At 47.7% G+C, this 18,400-nt stretch carries 14 protein-coding genes; 12 read left to right on the top strand and 2 right to left on the bottom strand.

Going from position 1 to position 18,400, the window contains the following annotated elements; all coding sequences use genetic code 11:
* Positions 1 to 197 precede the first annotated feature (197 nt).
* From speE to FTX54_RS15740, 7 genes are all read left to right on the top strand, one after another.
* A complete protein-coding gene (gene speE, locus FTX54_RS15770) occupies positions 198 to 1,031 on the top strand; it encodes a polyamine aminopropyltransferase (RefSeq protein WP_147802703.1) in 834 nt (277 codons plus the stop codon).
* A gap of 4 nt (positions 1,032 to 1,035) precedes the next feature.
* Positions 1,036 to 1,905 carry an agmatinase gene (gene speB, locus FTX54_RS15765; protein ID WP_147802704.1) on the top strand — a complete coding sequence of 290 codons (870 nt, stop codon included), beginning with the start codon at positions 1,036 to 1,038 and terminating at the stop codon, positions 1,903 to 1,905.
* Between the two features lie 233 nt (positions 1,906 to 2,138).
* Positions 2,139 to 2,579, top strand: a complete 441-nt coding sequence (locus FTX54_RS15760; RefSeq protein WP_147802705.1) for a DUF1934 domain-containing protein — start codon at positions 2,139 to 2,141, stop codon at positions 2,577 to 2,579.
* Positions 2,576 to 4,243, top strand: a complete 1,668-nt coding sequence (argS, locus tag FTX54_RS15755) for an arginine--tRNA ligase (RefSeq protein WP_147802706.1) — start codon at positions 2,576 to 2,578, stop codon at positions 4,241 to 4,243. Before FTX54_RS15760 ends, argS begins: the two co-directional genes overlap by 4 nt.
* A 383-nt stretch (positions 4,244 to 4,626) precedes the next feature.
* On the top strand, positions 4,627 to 5,952 hold the full coding sequence (locus FTX54_RS15750; RefSeq protein WP_187254458.1) for an endo-1,4-beta-xylanase: 1,326 nt from the start codon (positions 4,627 to 4,629) through the stop codon (positions 5,950 to 5,952).
* Between the two features lie 269 nt (positions 5,953 to 6,221).
* Positions 6,222 to 6,392, top strand: a complete 171-nt coding sequence (locus FTX54_RS15745) for a XapX domain-containing protein (protein WP_147802707.1) — start codon at positions 6,222 to 6,224, stop codon at positions 6,390 to 6,392.
* Between the two features lie 290 nt (positions 6,393 to 6,682).
* Positions 6,683 to 7,141, top strand: a complete 459-nt coding sequence (locus FTX54_RS15740; RefSeq protein ID WP_147802708.1) for a nucleoside deaminase — start codon at positions 6,683 to 6,685, stop codon at positions 7,139 to 7,141.
* Between the two features lie 36 nt (positions 7,142 to 7,177).
* Here the strand turns inward: FTX54_RS15740 and FTX54_RS15735 are convergent, their stop codons facing one another.
* Together FTX54_RS15735 and cls are read right to left on the bottom strand one after the other, a co-directional pair.
* On the bottom strand, positions 7,178 to 9,085 hold the full coding sequence (locus FTX54_RS15735) for a heavy metal translocating P-type ATPase (RefSeq protein ID WP_147802709.1): 1,908 nt from the start codon (positions 9,083 to 9,085) through the stop codon (positions 7,178 to 7,180).
* A 163-nt stretch (positions 9,086 to 9,248) separates the two neighbouring features.
* Positions 9,249 to 10,439, bottom strand: a complete 1,191-nt coding sequence (gene cls, locus FTX54_RS15730; RefSeq protein WP_147802710.1) for a cardiolipin synthase — start codon at positions 10,437 to 10,439, stop codon at positions 9,249 to 9,251.
* A 261-nt stretch (positions 10,440 to 10,700) separates the two neighbouring features.
* On the opposite strand from cls, the gene FTX54_RS15725 reads away from it, so the two are divergent.
* The 5 genes from FTX54_RS15725 (at position 10,701) to FTX54_RS15705 (ending at position 18,395) form a co-directional block, all read left to right on the top strand.
* On the top strand, positions 10,701 to 12,803 hold the full coding sequence (locus FTX54_RS15725; protein WP_147802711.1) for a (Fe-S)-binding protein: 2,103 nt from the start codon (positions 10,701 to 10,703) through the stop codon (positions 12,801 to 12,803).
* A gap of 879 nt (positions 12,804 to 13,682) precedes the next feature.
* Positions 13,683 to 14,864 carry an acetyl-CoA C-acetyltransferase gene (locus tag FTX54_RS15720; protein WP_147802712.1) on the top strand — a complete coding sequence of 394 codons (1,182 nt, stop codon included), beginning with the start codon at positions 13,683 to 13,685 and terminating at the stop codon, positions 14,862 to 14,864.
* Positions 14,865 to 15,011: 147 nt separating this feature from the next.
* A complete protein-coding gene (locus FTX54_RS15715; RefSeq protein WP_147802713.1) occupies positions 15,012 to 15,863 on the top strand; it encodes a 3-hydroxybutyryl-CoA dehydrogenase in 852 nt (283 codons plus the stop codon).
* Between the two features lie 15 nt (positions 15,864 to 15,878).
* Positions 15,879 to 17,018: an acyl-CoA dehydrogenase gene (locus FTX54_RS15710; protein WP_147802714.1), complete on the top strand. Its 1,140-nt coding sequence runs from the start codon at positions 15,879 to 15,881 to the stop codon at positions 17,016 to 17,018.
* 234 nt (positions 17,019 to 17,252) lie between these two features.
* Entirely contained in the window at positions 17,253 to 18,395 is a 1,143-nt protein-coding gene (locus FTX54_RS15705) for an acyl-CoA dehydrogenase (protein ID WP_147802715.1), read from the top strand.
* The last annotated feature ends 5 nt before the right edge of the window (positions 18,396 to 18,400 follow it).

The raw sequence follows: 18,400 nt of genomic DNA, 5'->3' as shown, positions 1-18,400 counted from the left end.
AAACATATCCCATACAGTTTTTCAGGGACTTCGACATTCGGGAACCCGAAAGCCTGCTCCGCAGAAGGTGAAAGAACCGATGGCGTACACGTTATAACGCTGTGCGATTTCCATTCCCCCTCTGCTCTTGCGCTTTCTGCCTTTCTTAGGTATTTTTAAGAGAGTGTAAAACACGAATAGTAGGAGGAAGACATGTTATGAGCATTTGGTTTACAGAAAAACAGACAGAGCACTTCGGTATTACAGCAGAAATTAAGCGTACTTATGTTAGTGAAAAAACGGAATTCCAACAGCTGGACATAGTAGAAACAGCCGAATTCGGGAACATGCTTCTGCTTGACGGCATGGTCATGACGACGGAAAAAGACGAGTTCGTTTATCACGAAATGGTCGCTCACGTTCCTTTGCATTCGCATCCCAATCCGGAAAACGTCCTTGTTGTCGGCGGGGGCGACGGAGGGGTAATCCGGGAGATTTTGAAACATCCGGAAGTCCAGAAGGCCACGCTCGTAGAAATTGACGGCAGAGTGATCGAATATTCAAAGCAGTATCTGCCGACTATTGCCGGAGCGCTTGATGATGCACGGGTTGAGGTCCGTGTAGCCGACGGGTTTATGCATATTGCTGAAAGTAATAATGAATATGACGTTATTATGGTGGATTCTACGGAACCGGTAGGACCTGCAGTAAACCTCTTTACTAAAGGTTTTTATGAAGGGATTTCCAGAGCGCTGAAAGAAGACGGAATCTTTGTCGCGCAGACGGATAATCCATGGTTTCATAAGCAGCTGATTCAAGACGCCTATCGGGATATTTCCGCCGTTTTCCCTGTGACCCGTCTTTACACAGCGAACATTCCTACGTATCCGAGCGGGCTGTGGACCTTCACCCTCGGTTCAAAAGTGTACGACCCGCTCCAGGTGGAAGAAGAACGGTTCCACTCTTTTGAAACAAATTATTATACAAAAGAAATTCACCGGGCCTCTTTTGCTCTGCCTAAATTCGTGCAGCAGTTGACAGAAGGAGAGTAGCAGCATGTTTTTTGATGAAAAATATTCAGGCAGGAAATTTATTACCGCTGATAAATCATATGAAGAAGCTGAATTTGTCCTTTTCGGAATGCCGATGGATTTCACAGGCAGTTTTCGGCCCGGCTCCCGTTTCGGCCCGAACCGCATCCGTGAAGCCTCCATCGGTCTGGAGGAATACAGCGTCTATCTGGATCGTGGTCTCGAGCAGATAAATATCCATGATGCAGGCGACATGCTGCTGCCGTTCGGCAATGCAGCAAGAAGCATTGAAATGATCGAAGAGTACGCAGCCCTTCTTTTTAAAGACGGGAAAACTCCTGCTGGTATAGGGGGAGAACATCTGGTGACGTGGCCGGTAGTTAAAGCTGCACACGAAGCATTCGAAAATCTTGCAGTGATTCATATCGATGCCCATGCGGATCTTCGGGAAGAATATGAAGGGGAAACGCTGTCCCACTCGACCCCGATCCGTAAAGCCTGTGAACTTCTCGGGCCGGAAAACATTTATTCGTTTGGAATCAGGTCCGGTATGAGAGAGGAATTTGCCTATGCGGCTTCTTCCGGAATGCATATGTCGAAGTTTTACGCCGCAGAGCCGCTTAAGAAAATGCTCCCTCAGCTGAAGGGAAGAAATGTTTATTTGACAGTCGACATTGACGTCCTGGATCCCGCTTTTGCACCGGGGACCGGCACACCGGAAGCAGGGGGAATTACTTCGAGCGAACTGCTCGAGGCGCTGCACGCCATAGCCGGTTCAGAGGTTAATGTAATAGGATTCGACCTGGTGGAAGTAGCTCCTGCCTATGATCCCTCCGAGCAGACGTCCGTGGCTGCCTGCAAATTTATTCGGGAAATGCTTCTCGGTTTTAAGTAAATAGCTGTGTCTGTTGTTGATATATAAGAAAACTTCGCTGCAACCCGGCAGGCCTGCCGTGAAGGAGATCTCCGGGTAAGGCTTACGCCCTGCGGGATCTTCCGACCTCCTTCTTCCACGGGCACGTTTCCGCTTCGTTTTAACTTTCTAATACAGAAAGCCCCCTCTTGAAGCAGAGGGGTCATTTCCGTTATAATAAGCTAGTTATAAACGGAAGGAACGGGTGAATAAACATGAGTGAAAACAGAATGCCGGTGGACATAAAGATACGGACGACAATAAAGGACGGAAAGCAGAGGGAACGGCACTCGATGGATGCTTCCGGAGAAATCATGTGGCGCGGAAGCCTGCTCGTTGTACGTTTCCGTGAACCGCGGGAAGAAAATGAACCGCAGACCCTGCAGACGATTCAGCTGCGGGAAGGGGTAATGACCGTCAGGCGGGAAGGTGCCATCACTATGAATCAGCGGTTTATCGAAGGTGTGAAAACCGAAGGGACGTACCGGAGTGCTTACGGTCCCATGGCAATGGAAACTGCGACCGAACACGTTGATTATCAGTGGAATGAAGAGCAGAACCGGGGAGTAATTTCCCTTATTTATATATTGACGCTTCAAGGGTCTACAACAGGAACATATAACATGGAAGTAACATTCGAGGAGGCTGCCCAATGAGTCAAGTAGAAGAGCTGAAGCAGGGATTAAAAGAACAGCTGCACAAAGCAGTATTGTCAGCGGGGCTGGCACAGCAGGAAGAAATTCCCGATATCGTCATTGAAACACCGAAGGATAAAGCTCACGGAGATTTTGCGTCCAACGTCGCGATGAAGCTGGCACGCGTTGCCAAAAAAGCGCCTCGTGCGATCGCTGACGATATCGCTGCCCACATCGATTATGATGCCGCGGCCGTGGACAAACTTGATATCGCGGGTCCCGGATTTATTAATTTCTTTATGAAAAAAGACTACCTGGCAGACATCGTAAAAACAGCACTTTCGAAAAAGCAGCAATTTGGACGTTCGGATTTTGGCGGCGGTAAAAAAGTGCAGGTGGAGTTTGTTTCTGCCAATCCAACCGGGACGCTGCATTTAGGGCATGCACGGGGAGCTGCCGTCGGAGATTCCCTCAGCAACATTCTGGAAAAAGCAGGATACAACGTCGCCCGGGAATACTATCTTAACGACGCCGGCAACCAGATAGATAATTTAACCCTCTCCATTGAAGCCCGCTACCTTCAGGAAATCGGGGAAGATACGGCGATGCCTGAAGACGGGTACCGCGGGGCTGATATTATTGGCTTTGCCAAAGAGATCGTCAAAGATTACGGAGACCGCTTTAAAGATACAGATCAGGAAAAGCGCCGCGCTTTTTTCAGGGAGTTCGGACTGAAGCGGGAGCTTGATAAGCTGAAAAACGACTTAGCAGACTTTCGTGTGCACTTTGACAACTGGTTTTCTGAAACGTCTCTTTACGACGATAATAAAATTCAGCCGGTGCTCGATGAACTTCATAAACGGGGCAAAACATATGACCACGAAGGAGCCACGTGGCTGCGATCCACGGAATACGGGGATGATAAAGACCGTGTACTGATTAAAAATGACGGCACCTACACGTATTTAACTCCGGATATTGCTTATCATAAAGATAAGCTGAACCGTGGTTTTGAAGAGCTCGTCAATATCTGGGGAGCGGATCACCACGGCTATATTCCGAGAATGCGGGCAGCGATTCAGGCTCTCGGATACGACAAAGAACAGCTGACAGTACAGATTATTCAGATGGTCAACTTGTTTGAGCACGGAGAAAAGGTGAAAATGAGTAAACGTACCGGCAATGCGGTAACGATGCGCGAGTTGATGGAAGAAGTCGGAATTGATGCCACGCGCTACTTTTTCGCGATGCGTGCAGCAGAAACACATCTCGACTTTGACCTGGACCTTGCAAAATCAGAGTCCAACGAAAATCCTGTTTATTACGTGCAGTACGCCCATGCCCGCATTTGCAGTATGATCCGTCAGGCGGAAGAAAAAGGCTGCAGCGTCGATTCCGAAGCCGACCTTAGTGTCCTCGCAAGTGAGAAAGATCAGGACTTGATGAAGAAAATCGGAGAATACCCGGAAGCGGTTGTCGAAGCGGCGAAGCGCCACGCTCCGCACCGGATGACAAATTATGTATACGACCTTGCCCAGACCCTCCACAGCTTCTACAATGCTGAGAAAGTAATAACGAGCGATGAAAGTTTAACGAAAGCTCGTCTTGCTCTCGTCGAAGCGGTCCGCATTACGCTGGCCGATGCCCTCGATCTCGTCGGCGTGCACGCGCCGGAAAAAATGTAATAAGAGAGAACCCCTGCCGGATCAGAAGGCAGGGGTTATTTTTGGGCAAATATTTCATTTCTGCATTCCAAAGAGGAGCCGGAACACCCGCTGCGGAAAATCATCGACCGATAAAATGATGATCAACTATTTACCTATATTTAACAGCAGGTATCAATAGGTACTAATAATTAAAAGTCATGAACAAGCCTGGGCATTATTCCGAAAACTTAGTTAATTCATTGAATCAACTAAGTTACTTGCTGTATAGTTACTTGTGAGTGATAACGCTTTCAAACAGGGGAGGTGTCCGGCAGATTTGTACACGATAGATAACACTCATATTTTAACAGACAGAAAAAAGTTGCCATCAAAACTAAAACATACGTAAAGGAGAGGTTTTTTTGAAACAGGTAAAACGAACCGTTGCAGCAGCACTGGCAGTAACTCTTGCGGCTCCTTTGGCAGGTACAGCAGCCGTTTCCGCAGAAGAACATCAACCGCATGCCCTTGATGTGGACTCAATGGAAAAACAGTTTGAAGACTCTTTTGATATAGGAGCCGCCGTAGAGCTTTACCAACTGGAAGGCGAGCATGGAGAAATACTTAAGCATCACTACAGCAGTGTCGTAGCCGAAAACGTCATGAAGCCGCTTTATATTCAACCGGAAGAAGGGGAATTTAACTGGGAGGAAGCAGATCAGCTCGTGGAGTTTGCAAACGAGCATGATCTGGAACTCCGTTATCATACCCTTATCTGGCATAATCAGGTTCCTGAATGGTTCTTTTTAGATGAAGAAGGTAACGAAATGGTGGAGGAGGAAGATCCGGAGCAGCAGGAAGCAAACAAAGAGCTGCTTCTGGAGCGGCTGGAAACCCACGTAAAAACAGTCGTTGAACGCTATAAGGACGACGTAGATGCCTGGGATGTGGTCAATGAAGTTATTGATGACGGAGGAGGAATGCGGGAAACAGAATGGTATCAGATTACCGGAGATGAATACATTAAAACAGCCTTTCATACGGCACGGGAATATGGCGGAGAAGACGCGAAGCTGTTTATTAATGACTACAATACCGAAATTAATCCGAAGCGTGATGATTTATATGATCTGGTGAAAGAAATGCTTGATGAAGGAGTTCCGATTGACGGCATTGGTCACCAGGCCCACATTCAGCTGGACTGGCCGACGATTGGTGAAATTGAAGAATCGATTCTATTATTCGATGAGCTCGGTCTTGAAACACATATAACCGAACTGGATGTCAGCCTTTACGGCTATCCGCCGGAGCCGGCGTTTGAAACCTACGAAGATATTCCGGAAGAAGCATTTGAACGCCAGGCAGAGAGGTATCATCAGTTATTCAGCTTGTATAAATCCCTGGATGATGCCATCACCAGCCTCACGTTCTGGGGCATTGCAGATGATCATACGTGGCTCGACGATCGTGCTGAAGAATTCAACGACGGCGTCGGCAAAGACGCTCCTTTTGTGTTCGACGTCGATAAAAAAGTTAAACCTGCCTACTGGGCGGTGATGAGCGATGAAACGCCTTCAGAAGAAGAAATGGAAGAAGGTGTAGAACCTGTACAGCCCGAGGAGAAAGAAGGAGATGAACTTCCTGAAACGGCTTCCAATTCTCCGCTCTATGCGCTGATTGGACTCCTAATGGCCGCTGGGGCAGCTTTTCTCTTGAAAACACCTCGAAAAACACGAACAACAGAATAAAACGATAATTAAAAAACTCTCCAGGAGGCATCGCTGCTTTCTGGAGAGTTTTTACATTTGCCATAAATAAAGAAGCATAAGTCTTTCTTTACAGCTTTTCGGAGAATAGATCCGCTGTCAGCTGTCGGATTATTTAAACAAAATTACTTTGACGTTTAAACTTTTTTTCATTTTTTAAGAAAAAGGATAGATGTACGTACCTCTTTCTGTTAGAATGATAGAAGTTAGAAAAGTTGACAGCGGTAATTGGAAAAGAAAGGTGGAAAAACATGCAGGACGTATTTTTAGCATTAATAGCTGGTTTAATAGTAGGATTTCTATTTGCGTGGGTTAAGCTTCCGATCCCGGCTCCGCCGGCACTTCCCGGTATTATGGGGATTTTCGGAATATACTTTGGATATAAGATTTTTCAGTGGGTTTCTACAACTTTTTTCGCGTAACTTCCGCCTTCGCTCATACCTGAACAGGATGAGCGAAGGCTTTTTTTATACATAGGGCTGAGCGCAGAGCCGATAAACACGAAAGTAAATGAAGCCGCTTGGGATAACATTATTATTCTGAAAGAATGTCTGCGTTTCTTCCTTTTTCACGGGCCGGGGAAGTGTGCCGGACATCGTTATAACGATACTTGACGTCAGCAGAGCTGGACTAAACGTTCTAAAAGATTCTGCATAGAAAAGACATGCATAAATAGTAAGGAAGAGGGAAAGAAAAACAAGAGGTGATTTTCATGGCAGAAGAACATCAAAAATGGATGGAAATTTGTGTACAGATGGCAGAAGATAACGTTAAAGCAGGTCAGCTCCCCTTTGCAGCTATAGTCGTTAAAGAAGGCGAAGCGGCAGCTTATGGAGTCAATGACGGAAAAGCGGTCTATGATCCAACCGCTCATGGAGAAATACGTGCGATTCAGAAAGCGGGAGCGAAACTGCAGACGACGGATTTAAGCGGTTGTGTCCTGTATACAAACTGCGAACCGTGTCCGATGTGTCTTGGAGCTGTTTACTGGAGCGGAATTAAAGAAGTCCATTACGGTCTATCCATTGAGCAGCAGGCAGAGTTCGATACGTATCCAAAAGAAATGTACGAAGAATTTCAGCTTCCTCCGGAAAAAAGAAAAGTACACAGAAACGATTGGAGCGGCAGTGTAAATGGAAAAGTCCCGTTTCAAAAGATAAAGCAGGATTGAATGTTCCTTACAGCGGCCTCCTCTAAAATTGCTACTTTAAGCTTTCAGCATCCGCAGGCCGTTTAAGATAACAAGAATGGTGCTTCCTTCATGTCCGATAACACCGAGTGGAAGGGTCAAGTGCAGCTGTGGAAGAAAATTCGCTGTTATCAGCATCAGTATTACGGCAACGGAGAAGATCAAGTTCTGGGTGACGATCCGCTTCAGACGCTTGGATAGCCGAAAGGCAAGACGGATTTTCGAGAGTTCACTTTTCATGAGCACTAAATCAGCGGTGTCGATAGCGACATCGGTCCCGGACCCCATGGCGATACCGATGTCGGCCTTGGCCATTGCCGGAGCATCGTTTACGCCGTCTCCTACCATCACTACCATTCCGTATTCTTCCCGCAGTTTGTCAATTTCTTCTACTTTCTTTGCAGGGAGACATTTGGAAATCCAGGCATCAAGGCCGGTTTCTTCCGCGATCGCTCTTGCCGTCTGCTCATTATCCCCGGTAATCATAACCGTATGAACGTTATGACGCTTCAATTCCTGAATAAACTGCACCGCTTCCGGGCGGATTTCATCTTTCAGCGCAATGAGGGCCTGAGGGATATCATCTTTCATGACGAAAATAACGGTATGTCCGCTTTTCGTCCAGGCAAGGTGGGTGGCCCGGGCTTCTTCCGACCAGCTGCCGTGGGCGGTTAATGCTTCATTTCCGATCAGCCACCGCTCGGTGCCGATGATGGCTTCCACTCCGTGACCGGTGTGATCTGTCACGGAATCGACGATAACTCTATTGGGGGAAAGAGAGGCCGCATAGCGGACGACGGCTTCAGCAAGCGGATGGGAAGACTGGGCTTCCACTCCTGCAAGTACTTCAAATAAATGAATGTTATTCTCTGCTTCTTTTTCAAGGAAGGTGTCAGTGACAGCCGGTTCTCCTTTAGTGAGGGTACCGGTTTTGTCGACAGCGATGGCTTTCATTCTCCCCAGCTGTTCGATAGGGATACCGCCCTTCGATAAGATCCCGTGGCGTGCGCCTGTCGATACTGCTGACAAAAGAGCAGGCATAACTGAGGCTACTACTGCACACGGGGAAGCAACAACGAGAAGAACCATCGCCCGGTAAAAGGTTTCCTGTACGGGAGAATTAAATGCTAAAGGGGGGACGGCCATCATAAGCGTGACGGCAATAAGTACCGTTATAACGTAAGGGCCTTCAATACGCTCGATCAGCTGCTGGGAAGGAGGACGGCTCAGCCGGGCTTCTTCAACGAGCTGAATCATTTTCTGGAATAGGGAATCTTTATTTTCTTTAGTCACCTCTACGGTAAGGGAACCGGTGCCGTTCATTGTACCTGTGTATACAGCGTCCCCTTGCTGCTTTTCTACAGGAACAGGTTCGCCGGTAATAGCCGATTCATCAATGGCTGAATTTCCGGTCATGACCTTTCCGTCCGCTGGAATCCGTTCCCCGTTTTTTACGAGGATGGTGTCACCCGGGCGGAGAGATTCTACTGATACAGTGACCGTATTTCCATCCACTGTGATGCGTTCTGCTTCCATAGGTGCGAGCTTGACGAGATTGGAGAGATCTTTTTCACTTTTTTGTATCGTATAGGTTTCCAGAGCGCCGCTCATCGCAAAGATAAAAATCAGGATAGCGCCTTCGCTCCAAAAGCCGATGGAAGCGGCACCGACTGCAGCGAGCAGCATCAGAATCTCTACGTTAAGAGAACGGTTGTGGATCATATCCAGCAGGCCTTCTTTTGTCTTATAATAACCGCCGGTAATGTAGGAGAGGACGTAAAAGAGGACGGAAAGAGTCCCGGGATCGGTGATAAGCCCGGCCGCGAGAAAAAAGCCGCCGGTAAGCGCTGCAAACAGCTCCCGGTTTTTGATGGTAATTGAAGAGTTTATACTGCGGTAGAGAGATGAAACAGATGTAGCTGTCATAACGCTCTCCCCCCTTAAATGATAAAGAGAATCATCTTCAATTGTGTCTGTAAACTAGAAATTGCTGCCGCCTGGAAGGCGACAGCAATTTAACATGTATTCTGTGCTGCTGAATCATGTTGTTATTAATATAATACCCCTTCACAAAGGGTATAAACATGTTTTACAACCAGGAAGAAAAAAGGTTGGCAACCGAGGTGCGCGTCCGCTCCCAACGGGTTCTCGCTGCGAGGGTTTCATAAGTGATCAGCTCCCCGTATGTAAAGAAATCACGCTCAATGCGGCTCATGACATTACGGATCCACGCCTCATCTTCAATAATGCAATTCACCTCATGATTGATGTAGAAACTGCGCATGTCAAAGTTGGCGGTGCCAATATCGAAAATCTTATCGTCGATCAGGATAAATTTGGCATGAAAAAATCCGTCTTCAAACTGCCTTATCTCCACACCGGCGTCAAGAAGTTCGGGCATATAAGGATAGGCGGCATCTTTAACGAGCGGGTGGTCGGGGTTTTTCGGAATCATGATCCGTACCTTCACACCGCGCCGGGCTAGCTTTAATACTTCCCGGTGCATATCAGCCCCCGGAATGTAGTAAGGAGTGCCGATGAAAACGGAATGCTCGGCCCGTTTAAATATCGCTTTGAAATGATTGGGAACATGGTCTCCGTCTGTAGACAGAAGCTGAATAGGAATTTCTGTTTCCGGGCGGAAGGAAGGCATCGTAATATCGAGTTTTTCCCCGCAGGCTGCATTCCAGTCCCGGGCAAACTGCCGTCCGAGAGCGGCGACTGCTATCCCCCGTACATACAAGTGATAATCCCTCCAGGAACCGATTACAGGATCGTTGCCGGTATATTCATCTCCGACATTGAATCCTCCCACATAAGCATGCTCCCCATCGATAACAGTAACTTTCCGGTGGTTTCGTTCATTTATTGAATAGAAGAGAAAAGGGAGCTTAGGTTTTTGGGAATATACCAGTTCGACACCGGACCGTTTTAACCGGCGCCTGGTTTGAAGGCTGATACGGGCTCCTGCCCAATCGATCATCAGCTTCACCTTCACCCCCTCTTCTGCTTTTTGAATTAATGTAGTAAGAATCTCGGATCCAAGATTATCATCCCGGAAAATGTAGAAATGCATGTAAATATGACAGTCTGACGCCCGCAGTCGTTTAAGCATATGGCTGAAAAGCGTATCTCCATGCATGAAAAACTCCGCTTCCCCGCTTGTAACTTCAGGCGGAACGAAATCTTCCGCTTTTTTCTGATGTGCTTTTTTGCCCATGTAAAGATCCGTGGAGATCCAGGCCAAAAGAGCAGCGGCAGTCCAACGGAATTTATTCATCTTATTCAGCCTCCAGTGGTTGTCCTTCTTAGATTTATTCTATCAAACTATCATAACGCGAACGTCAGACCAAATAAAATTTCCGGATTAGAAAACGCTTACAACAACAAAAAAGCTATGCTATAATAACGAGTGAGAAGTAAAAAGCAATTTTTTACAGAAGAAATTCTATGAATGAATACTCATTCAGTTTAAATTATGCTATACTGATTTTACAAAGAACCAACCATTTCCTTACATATTTAGAAAGGGGTATTTTCCATGAATCCAATTATTATTAACTGGATTATGTTCCTGCTTGTAACTGCCTACGCTGTTTATCTGTTCGCAAGACTCGTCAAAACAAGAATAGATTTCATCAAGCTCGGACATAAACCGGAATTTATTGCAGGAACGAAAGAGCGCATTAACGCTATGATCACGATGGTATTCGGTCAGAGCAAACTTTTAAAAGACAAGAAGAGCGGAATTATTCACGTCATGTTCTTCTATGGCTTCCTGCTCGTCCAGTTCAGCGCCATCGACGTGATCTGGAAAGGGTTGAATCCCGGAAGTCATCTTCCACTCGGACCGGTTTACCCGTTCTTTACCTTTTTCCAGGAAATTGTCGTCGTCATGATTCTCATCGCTGTCGTCTGGGCGTTCCACCGGCGTTACGTGGAAAAACTCGTTCGCTTAAAGCAGAATTTCAAATCCGGTCTCGTTCTTATTTTTATCGGGGGACTGATGGTTTCCAAACTGCTGGCTAAAGGCATGGAGTTTGTATGGCTCGGAAAAGATTTAACTGCAGCGGAACCAATTGCATCGACACTTGCAGCCGGACTTGCTCCAATAGGAGCGACCGCCGCTTCCGCTGGTTTCTTCTTTTTCTGGTGGGCACACCTGATGTTTCTCCTCGTTTTCCTCGTCTATATTCCGCAGTCCAAGCATGCCCATCTCGTGGCAGGCCCTGCGAACGTCTGGCTCGGACCTACGCATAAGCGCGGACAGCTGGAGCCGATCGACTTTGAAGATGAAGAAGCAGAGAAATTTGGTAAAAATCAAATTGAAGACTTTGATCAAAAACAGCTGCTTGATCTGTATGCCTGCGTCGAATGCGGACGCTGTACGAATATGTGTCCGGCGACAGGCACAGGCAAAATGCTCTCACCGATGGATCTTATTCTGAAAATGCGTGATCACCTCACCGAAAAAGGAGCGGCTGTCACCTCCCAGAGTCCGTGGATGCCGACGCCGGCATTTAAACATACCCGCGGGAATCAGCTTGCCGCTGCCGGACCGGACGGGGCGAAAGAGATGCAAATCAATCCATATGACGTCAGTCTGATCGGGGACGTCATTACCGAAGAAGAAATCTGGGGCTGTACGACATGCCGCAACTGTGAAGACCAGTGTCCGGTTATGAACGAGCACGTTGATAAAATTATCGACCTGCGCCGTTACCTCGTCATGACGGAAGGAAAAATGGATCCGGATACCCAACGTACGATGAAAAATATCGAAAAGCAGGGCAATCCGTGGGGAATTAACCGTAAAGAACGGGAAAACTGGCGCGACGGGCGTGACGACATTGATGTACCGACCGTCCGTGAGATGAAGAAGCGCGAAGAAGAATTCGAATATCTGTTTTTTGTCGGTTCCATGGGATCCTACGATAACAGAAGCATGAAAGTGGCCCAGTCTTTCGCGAAAATCATGAACGAAGCTGGGATCAAGTTTGCGATTCTTGGAAATAAAGAGAAGAACTCCGGAGATACGCCGCGCCGCATCGGAAATGAATTCTTATTCCAGGAGCTCGCAGCTGCCAACATTCAGGAATTCGAGAAAAACGACATTAAAAAAATCGTCACGATCGATCCGCACACGTACAATACGTTTAAAAATGAATATCCGGATTTCGGACTCGATGCGGAAATCTATCATCACAGCGAGCTTCTCTTCCAGTGGATTCAGGAAGGACGCATCAAGCCGACTCACGAAGTCAACGAACAGATCGTCTACCACGATTCCTGCTATCTCGGGCGTTATAACGATGTGTATGACCCGCCGAGGGAAATTCTTAAGTCGATTCCGGGAGTGGAACTTGTGGAAATGGAACGAAACCGCGAAAACGGTATGTGCTGCGGTGCCGGGGGCGGAATGATGTGGATGGAAGAGGATACAGGAACCCGGGTAAACGTTGCCCGGACAGAACAGGCTCTCGCCACCTCGTCCTCCATGATCGGAAGCGCCTGTCCTTACTGTCTGACAATGATGAGTGACGGAACGAAAGCAAAAGAAGTGGACGAAGAGGTTCAGACGCTCGACGTAGCGGAAATTCTTGAACGATCCCTTGTCAAAAAAGAAGCACCGGCGGCAGTGTAACCTGTTTTTCCAAATCAACAGCAGATTCGCCTGCTTCCTATTCCTTAAGGGGCTGTACCGGTTAATTTCCGGGACAGCCCTCTTCGTCTGTTTACTGATAGACGGCCCGACTCCGGAGCGCCCGGAAAGTTTCCCCATTGAACCAAAGACTGCTGACAGTTGAGAAGTATATAAATAATAAGTTCAGCCTGAATTGATATTTTATATTCGGGCTCTGTTAAAGCTCCGGTTTCTTACGCAAAAAAAGCGGACTTGGCTTTCCGGCTTACGATTACAGAATGTAACTTCACTTAAAAAGCTGGTGGGCCAGACTGAAACGAGAGAAGTTTTAAGGGTGAAATTAGTTTTTAGTAAGATATAGTTTGTTTTCTCAAAACGTGCGTAAGAACCAAGCTCCGTGTTGTTTTATTGGAGGTCCTGCGGCTCCTCCGCCTGCCCTGGTTTTTACCTTGGTATCTTCTTGATTCAAACAGCGGGCTTTCTGTATGGGAAAATGAAAACGAAGCGGAAACCGGCGGACGCCTGTGGAAGAGGGAGATTGGAAGATCCCGCAGGGCGCAGCCCGAGGAAGCTGGAAATCTCCTCCACGGCAAGCCTGCCGAGTTGAAGTGGAGTTTTCTACATGTATCAAAAAGACTTTAACACAGCTTATATTTAACACAGCCAAAAAGGGAATAAAACTATTCGTAAAAAACAGGCAGTTTTCCACTTTTTTCGATAAAAGACAAGACAGAAAAGCCATTTTGTTTTACAATAAGGAGTGAAAGCGCTTTATTTTTTTCAGGTAATTCTGAACGAGCGTTCGATCAAGTGCCAGGAAATGTATACGCAGCCAGGACGAAGAAGGTATTTTACATAAGAAAAGAGGAGGCAATTATAATGAGCAGAACAGTAATCGTAAGCGGAGCAAGAACCCCGGTAGGACGCCTTGGCGGAGGGCTGTCCACCTTAACAGCTTCCCAGCTTGGGGGCATAGCTATTAAAGAATCATTGACCCGCGGCGGTATCTCACCCGACAGTATCGGCCACGTTCTCATGGGTTCGGTGCTTCAGGGCGGCCAGGGCCAGCTTCCATCGCGGCAGGCGCTTCATGAAGCCGGTCTGCCGTGGACGACAGAAACGGAAACAATTAATAAAGTCTGTGCTTCAGGTATGCGCAGCGTCACGCTCGGGGACGTATTGATTCGTTCCGGAGAGCAGGACACGGTCGTTGCCGGCGGCATGGAATCGATGAGCCAGGCTCCCTTTTTCGTTAAAGGAGCGCGTTTCGGTCTGAAAATGGGAGAGCAGAAGTTTCACGATATGATGATTTACGATGGGCTGACCTGTTCTTTCACCGGCGCTCATATGGGAACATACGGCAACAAAACTGCCTCTGATTACGGGCTGACCCGTGAAAAACAGGACGCCTGGTCCTATAGAAGCCATCAAAAAGCCGTTGCTGCGATGGAAGAAGGAAAGACAGAAGAGATTGTTCCGGTGGAGATTCCTCAGCGGAAAGGTGATCCTCTGATCGTGGAGCACGATGAATCTCCAAGAAAAGACACCTCTCTGGAGCGGCTGCAAAAATTAAAGCCGGCGTTCGGTGCAGACGGTACAATCACAGCCGGCAACGCACCCGGAGTAAATGACGGAGCTGCAGCGATGGTGCTCATGTCAGAAGATAAAGCACAGCAGCAGGGATTGAAACCGCTCGCGGCGATTGTTGCACATACGCAGCTGGCCGTAGAACCGGAGAACTTTCCGGAAACACCGGGGCTTGTCATTAATAAACTGCTTGAAAAAACAGGCAGATCGATCGAAGATATTGATTTATTTGAAGTGAACGAAGCCTTTGCGGCAGTATCACTTGCGAGCGGGCAGATTGCCGGCCTTGATCCGGAAAAACTGAACGTAAACGGAGGAGCTGTAGCAATCGGTCACCCAATCGGTGCCAGTGGTGCCCGGATTATTCTCGCGCTTGCCTACGAACTAAAACGGCGCGGCGGAGGCACAGGCATTGCTGCAATCTGCAGCGGCGGAGGCCAGGGCGATGCCGTAATGATCGAAGTAACTCCATAACACGCGGAAGAAAAACCTTTCTGATCCAAATCGTATTATTCAGGAATTCCTAAATAATACGATTAACTTTCCCCAGTAAGTAAAGAAAACAAATCATATTCGAAACGTTATTTTTTAAATTTGACGCACGCGTAGGAGGCAGCATATATGGACATTAAACAAGTAATGGTAATTGGAGCAGGACAGATGGGAGCAGGAATCGCCCAGGTGTGCGCTGCCAATGGATTCGATGTCTACCTGCACGACCTGCAGGAGGAAGTTACTGAAAGAGGAAAAAAAGGAATCGAAAAACGCCTGCAGAAAGACGTGAAAAAAGAACGGATTTCTGATGAGGACAAAGAGAGCATTCTAAGGCGCATCCAGCTTTCCACGGACCTTGCCAATGCAGAAAATGTAGACATCGTAATCGAAGCGGTCGTCGAAAATATGGAAATCAAGAAAAATCTTTTCCAGCAGCTTGACGATAGAACGCCTTCCCATACTATTCTCGCTACGAATACCTCTTCTCTGCCTATTACAGAAATTGCAGCTGCAACAAACCGTCCGGATCAGGTGATCGGCATGCACTTTATGAACCCGGTTCCGATCATGAAACTTGTAGAAGTTATCCGCGGTCTGCAGACTTCGGATGAAACATACAAAAGCGTAGCAAGAATGGCAGAAAAGCTGAAAAAAACGGCAGTGGAAGTAAATGACTTCCCGGGATTTGTTTCCAACCGGATTTTAATGCCGATGATCAATGAAGCCATTTTCACAGTATATGAAGGAGTTTCTTCTGCGGAGGATATTGATGAAGTAATGAAACTGGGAATGAACCATCCGATGGGGCCTCTTACGCTCGCCGACTTTATCGGACTGGATACGTGTCTGTATATTATGGAGACACTCCAGGATGGATTCGGGGACGACAAATACCGCCCCTGCCCGCTGCTGCGTAAGTACGTAAAAGCCGGCTGGCTCGGCAAAAAGAGCGGACGGGGATTTTATGTGTACGATTAAGAGAGGATGGTCAGCATGAACCTGCACTTTACAGATGAACAGAACATGACAAGACGCATGGTACGGCAGTTTGCGGAAGAAAAGGTAGCAAAAGCCGTCGAGCGGATGGAAGAATACGACGAATTCCCGGTCGACATCGTAAAAGAAATGGGTGCTCTTGGATTAATGGGCATGCCGATTCCTGAAGAATACGGCGGTGCCGGAATGGATTATACGTCCTACATGATCGCGATTCACGAGTTATCAAAAGTGAGTGCAGCAGTAGGGGTCATCCTTTCTGTTCATACGTCCGTCGGAACGAATCCGATTTTATATTTCGGCTCGGAAGCACAGAAGAAAAAATATATTCCAAAACTTGCCTCCGGAGAATATTTAGGGGCGTTCGCCGTTTCGGAAGCAGGAGCAGGCAGCGACGTTTCTTCAATGAAAACAACTGCCGTGCTGGACGGGGATCACTACGTGCTGAACGGCTCCAAGATGTGGATTACGAGCGGCGGCTATGCCGATACGTATATCGTTTTCGCACGTACCGATAAAAACGGAACGAGTAACAGCATGAGCGCTTTTATCGTTGAAAAAGATACTCCCGGCTTCGAAGTTCTGGCGAAAGAAAACAAAATGGGGCTCCGTGGTTCCAGTACAACACCTCTTTCTTTCGAAGACTGCCGGGTACCAAAAGAAAACCTGATCGGAAGAGAAGGCGACGGCTTTAAGATAGCCATGGCTAACCTGGATGCCGGACGCATCGGAATTGCCGCCCAGGCGCTCGGTATCGCGGAAGGGGCACTGGAAGCAGCAACTGCTTATGCAAAAGAACGCAAACAGTTTGGCAAAGCGATCGGCCATCACCAGGGTCTCGGCTTTAAGCTGGCAGATATGGCAGCAAAAGTGGAAGCGGCAAAACTGCTTACATACCGGGCGGCGGATCTGCGGACAAGAGGCGTTCCTTCCGGAAAAGAAGCCTCTATGGCCAAAATGTTCGCTTCAGATACAGCGATGCAGGTAGCAATTGAAGCGGTGCAGGTATTCGGCGGCTACGGCTATACAAAAGATTACCCTGTAGAACGCTTTTTCCGCGATGCCAAAGTCACTCAGATTTACGAAGGTACAAACGAAATCCAAAGAATCGTCATCAGCAAGCACCTTTTTAAATAGAGTTTTTCAAAGTCAAATTTCGTTTATAGGAGCCTGATTCTCTTCCATACCAACGTAAAGAAAACCCTCGGGGTAACTGCCGTCCGGGAGCTTAGACCGGCCTGCCCGGAAAGCGTCTCTATGAAAACGAAGACTGCCATTTACAGAAATGGATATTGAAAGATGAAGGTCACTTTATACAGTTTACAGACAGACTTTCCCAAAATAAAAACAACCGAAAGGGGATTACGAACCATGCAGTTTCAACTAACAGATGAACAGGAAATGATCCGCAAAATGGTAAGAGATTTTTCAGAAAAAGAGGTAGAACCAACCGCAGCCGAAAGGGACGAAGAAGAACGTTTTGACAGGGGTATTTTCGATCAGATGGCCGAACTAGGCCTTACCGGCATCCCTTGGCCTGAAGAGTACGGCGGGATCGGAGCGGACTACCTGAGCTACGTTATAGCGGTGGAAGAACTCTCCAGGGTCTGCGCATCCACAGGTGTGACGCTGTCCGCGCACGTATCTCTGGCTGGGTGGCCCGTGTATACGTTCGGAACGGAAGAACAGAAGCAGACGTTCTTAAGACCGATGGCGGAAGGTAAGAAGCTGGGCGCCTACTGCCTGTCCGAGCCAGGTTCCGGAAGTGACGCGGCGGCGATGAAAACGACAGCCGTACGCGACGGAGATGACTACCTTCTGAACGGCTCCAAAGTATGGATCACTAACGGAGGCGAGGCAGATATTTATATTGTGTTTGCACTCACCGAGCCGGATAAAAAACATAAAGGATGTACGGCCTTCATCGTCGAAAAGGAAATGGAAGGCTTCACAATGGGTAAAAAAGAAAAGAAGCTCGGCATCCGCTCCTCTCCAACGCTGGAAGTAATTATGGACAACGTTCGAATCCCTCAGGCCAACCGTCTTGGTGCAGAAGGAGAAGGATTTAAAATTGCCATGATGACACTGGACGGCGGAAGAAACGGTATTGCAGCCCAGGCGGTCGGTATTGCCCAGGGAGCGCTTGATAAAGCAGTGGATTATGCAAAAGAACGCAAGCAGTTCGGAAAGCCGATCGGCCATCATCAGGGTCTTGGTTTCAAACTGGCTGACATGGCCACAAAAGTGGAAGCGTCACGGCTGCTTACCTACCAGGCAGCATGGAAAGAGTCTGCCGGGGTTCCTTACGGCAAAGCTTCCGCTATGTCGAAGCTGTTTGCCGGAGATTCCGCAATGGAAGTAACTGTCGAAGCGGTACAGGTATTCGGCGGCTATGGATTTACAAAAGACTACCCGGTGGAACGTTACATGCGCGATGCGAAAATTACCCAGATTTATGAAGGAACCAACGAAGTACAGCGTCTCGTTATTTCCAAAATGCTTATGCAGGACTAAGGAGG

The organism is Alkalicoccus halolimnae (genome assembly GCF_008014775.2).
Taxonomy (GTDB): domain Bacteria; phylum Bacillota; class Bacilli; order Bacillales; family Salisediminibacteriaceae; genus Alkalicoccus; species Alkalicoccus halolimnae.
This window is presented reverse-complemented; position numbering and strand designations above follow the sequence as displayed.

Bases quoted from the DNA above. Each gene is read 5' to 3' on its own strand.
- speE (WP_147802703.1), top strand. From the start codon at position 198: ATGAGCATTTGGTTTACAGAAAAACAGACAGAGCACTTCGGTATTACA.
- speB (WP_147802704.1), top strand. From the start codon at position 1,036: ATGTTTTTTGATGAAAAATATTCAGGCAGGAAATTTATTACCGCTGAT.
- FTX54_RS15760 (WP_147802705.1), top strand. From the start codon at position 2,139: ATGAGTGAAAACAGAATGCCGGTGGACATAAAGATACGGACGACAATA.
- argS (WP_147802706.1), top strand. From the start codon at position 2,576: ATGAGTCAAGTAGAAGAGCTGAAGCAGGGATTAAAAGAACAGCTGCAC.
- FTX54_RS15745 (WP_147802707.1), top strand. From the start codon at position 6,222: ATGCAGGACGTATTTTTAGCATTAATAGCTGGTTTAATAGTAGGATTT.
- FTX54_RS15740 (WP_147802708.1), top strand. From the start codon at position 6,683: ATGGCAGAAGAACATCAAAAATGGATGGAAATTTGTGTACAGATGGCA.
- FTX54_RS15735 (WP_147802709.1), bottom strand. From the start codon at position 9,085: ATGACAGCTACATCTGTTTCATCTCTCTACCGCAGTATAAACTCTTCA.
- cls (WP_147802710.1), bottom strand. From the start codon at position 10,439: ATGAATAAATTCCGTTGGACTGCCGCTGCTCTTTTGGCCTGGATCTCC.
- FTX54_RS15725 (WP_147802711.1), top strand. From the start codon at position 10,701: ATGAATCCAATTATTATTAACTGGATTATGTTCCTGCTTGTAACTGCC.
- FTX54_RS15720 (WP_147802712.1), top strand. From the start codon at position 13,683: ATGAGCAGAACAGTAATCGTAAGCGGAGCAAGAACCCCGGTAGGACGC.
- FTX54_RS15715 (WP_147802713.1), top strand. From the start codon at position 15,012: ATGGACATTAAACAAGTAATGGTAATTGGAGCAGGACAGATGGGAGCA.
- FTX54_RS15710 (WP_147802714.1), top strand. From the start codon at position 15,879: ATGAACCTGCACTTTACAGATGAACAGAACATGACAAGACGCATGGTA.
- FTX54_RS15705 (WP_147802715.1), top strand. From the start codon at position 17,253: ATGCAGTTTCAACTAACAGATGAACAGGAAATGATCCGCAAAATGGTA.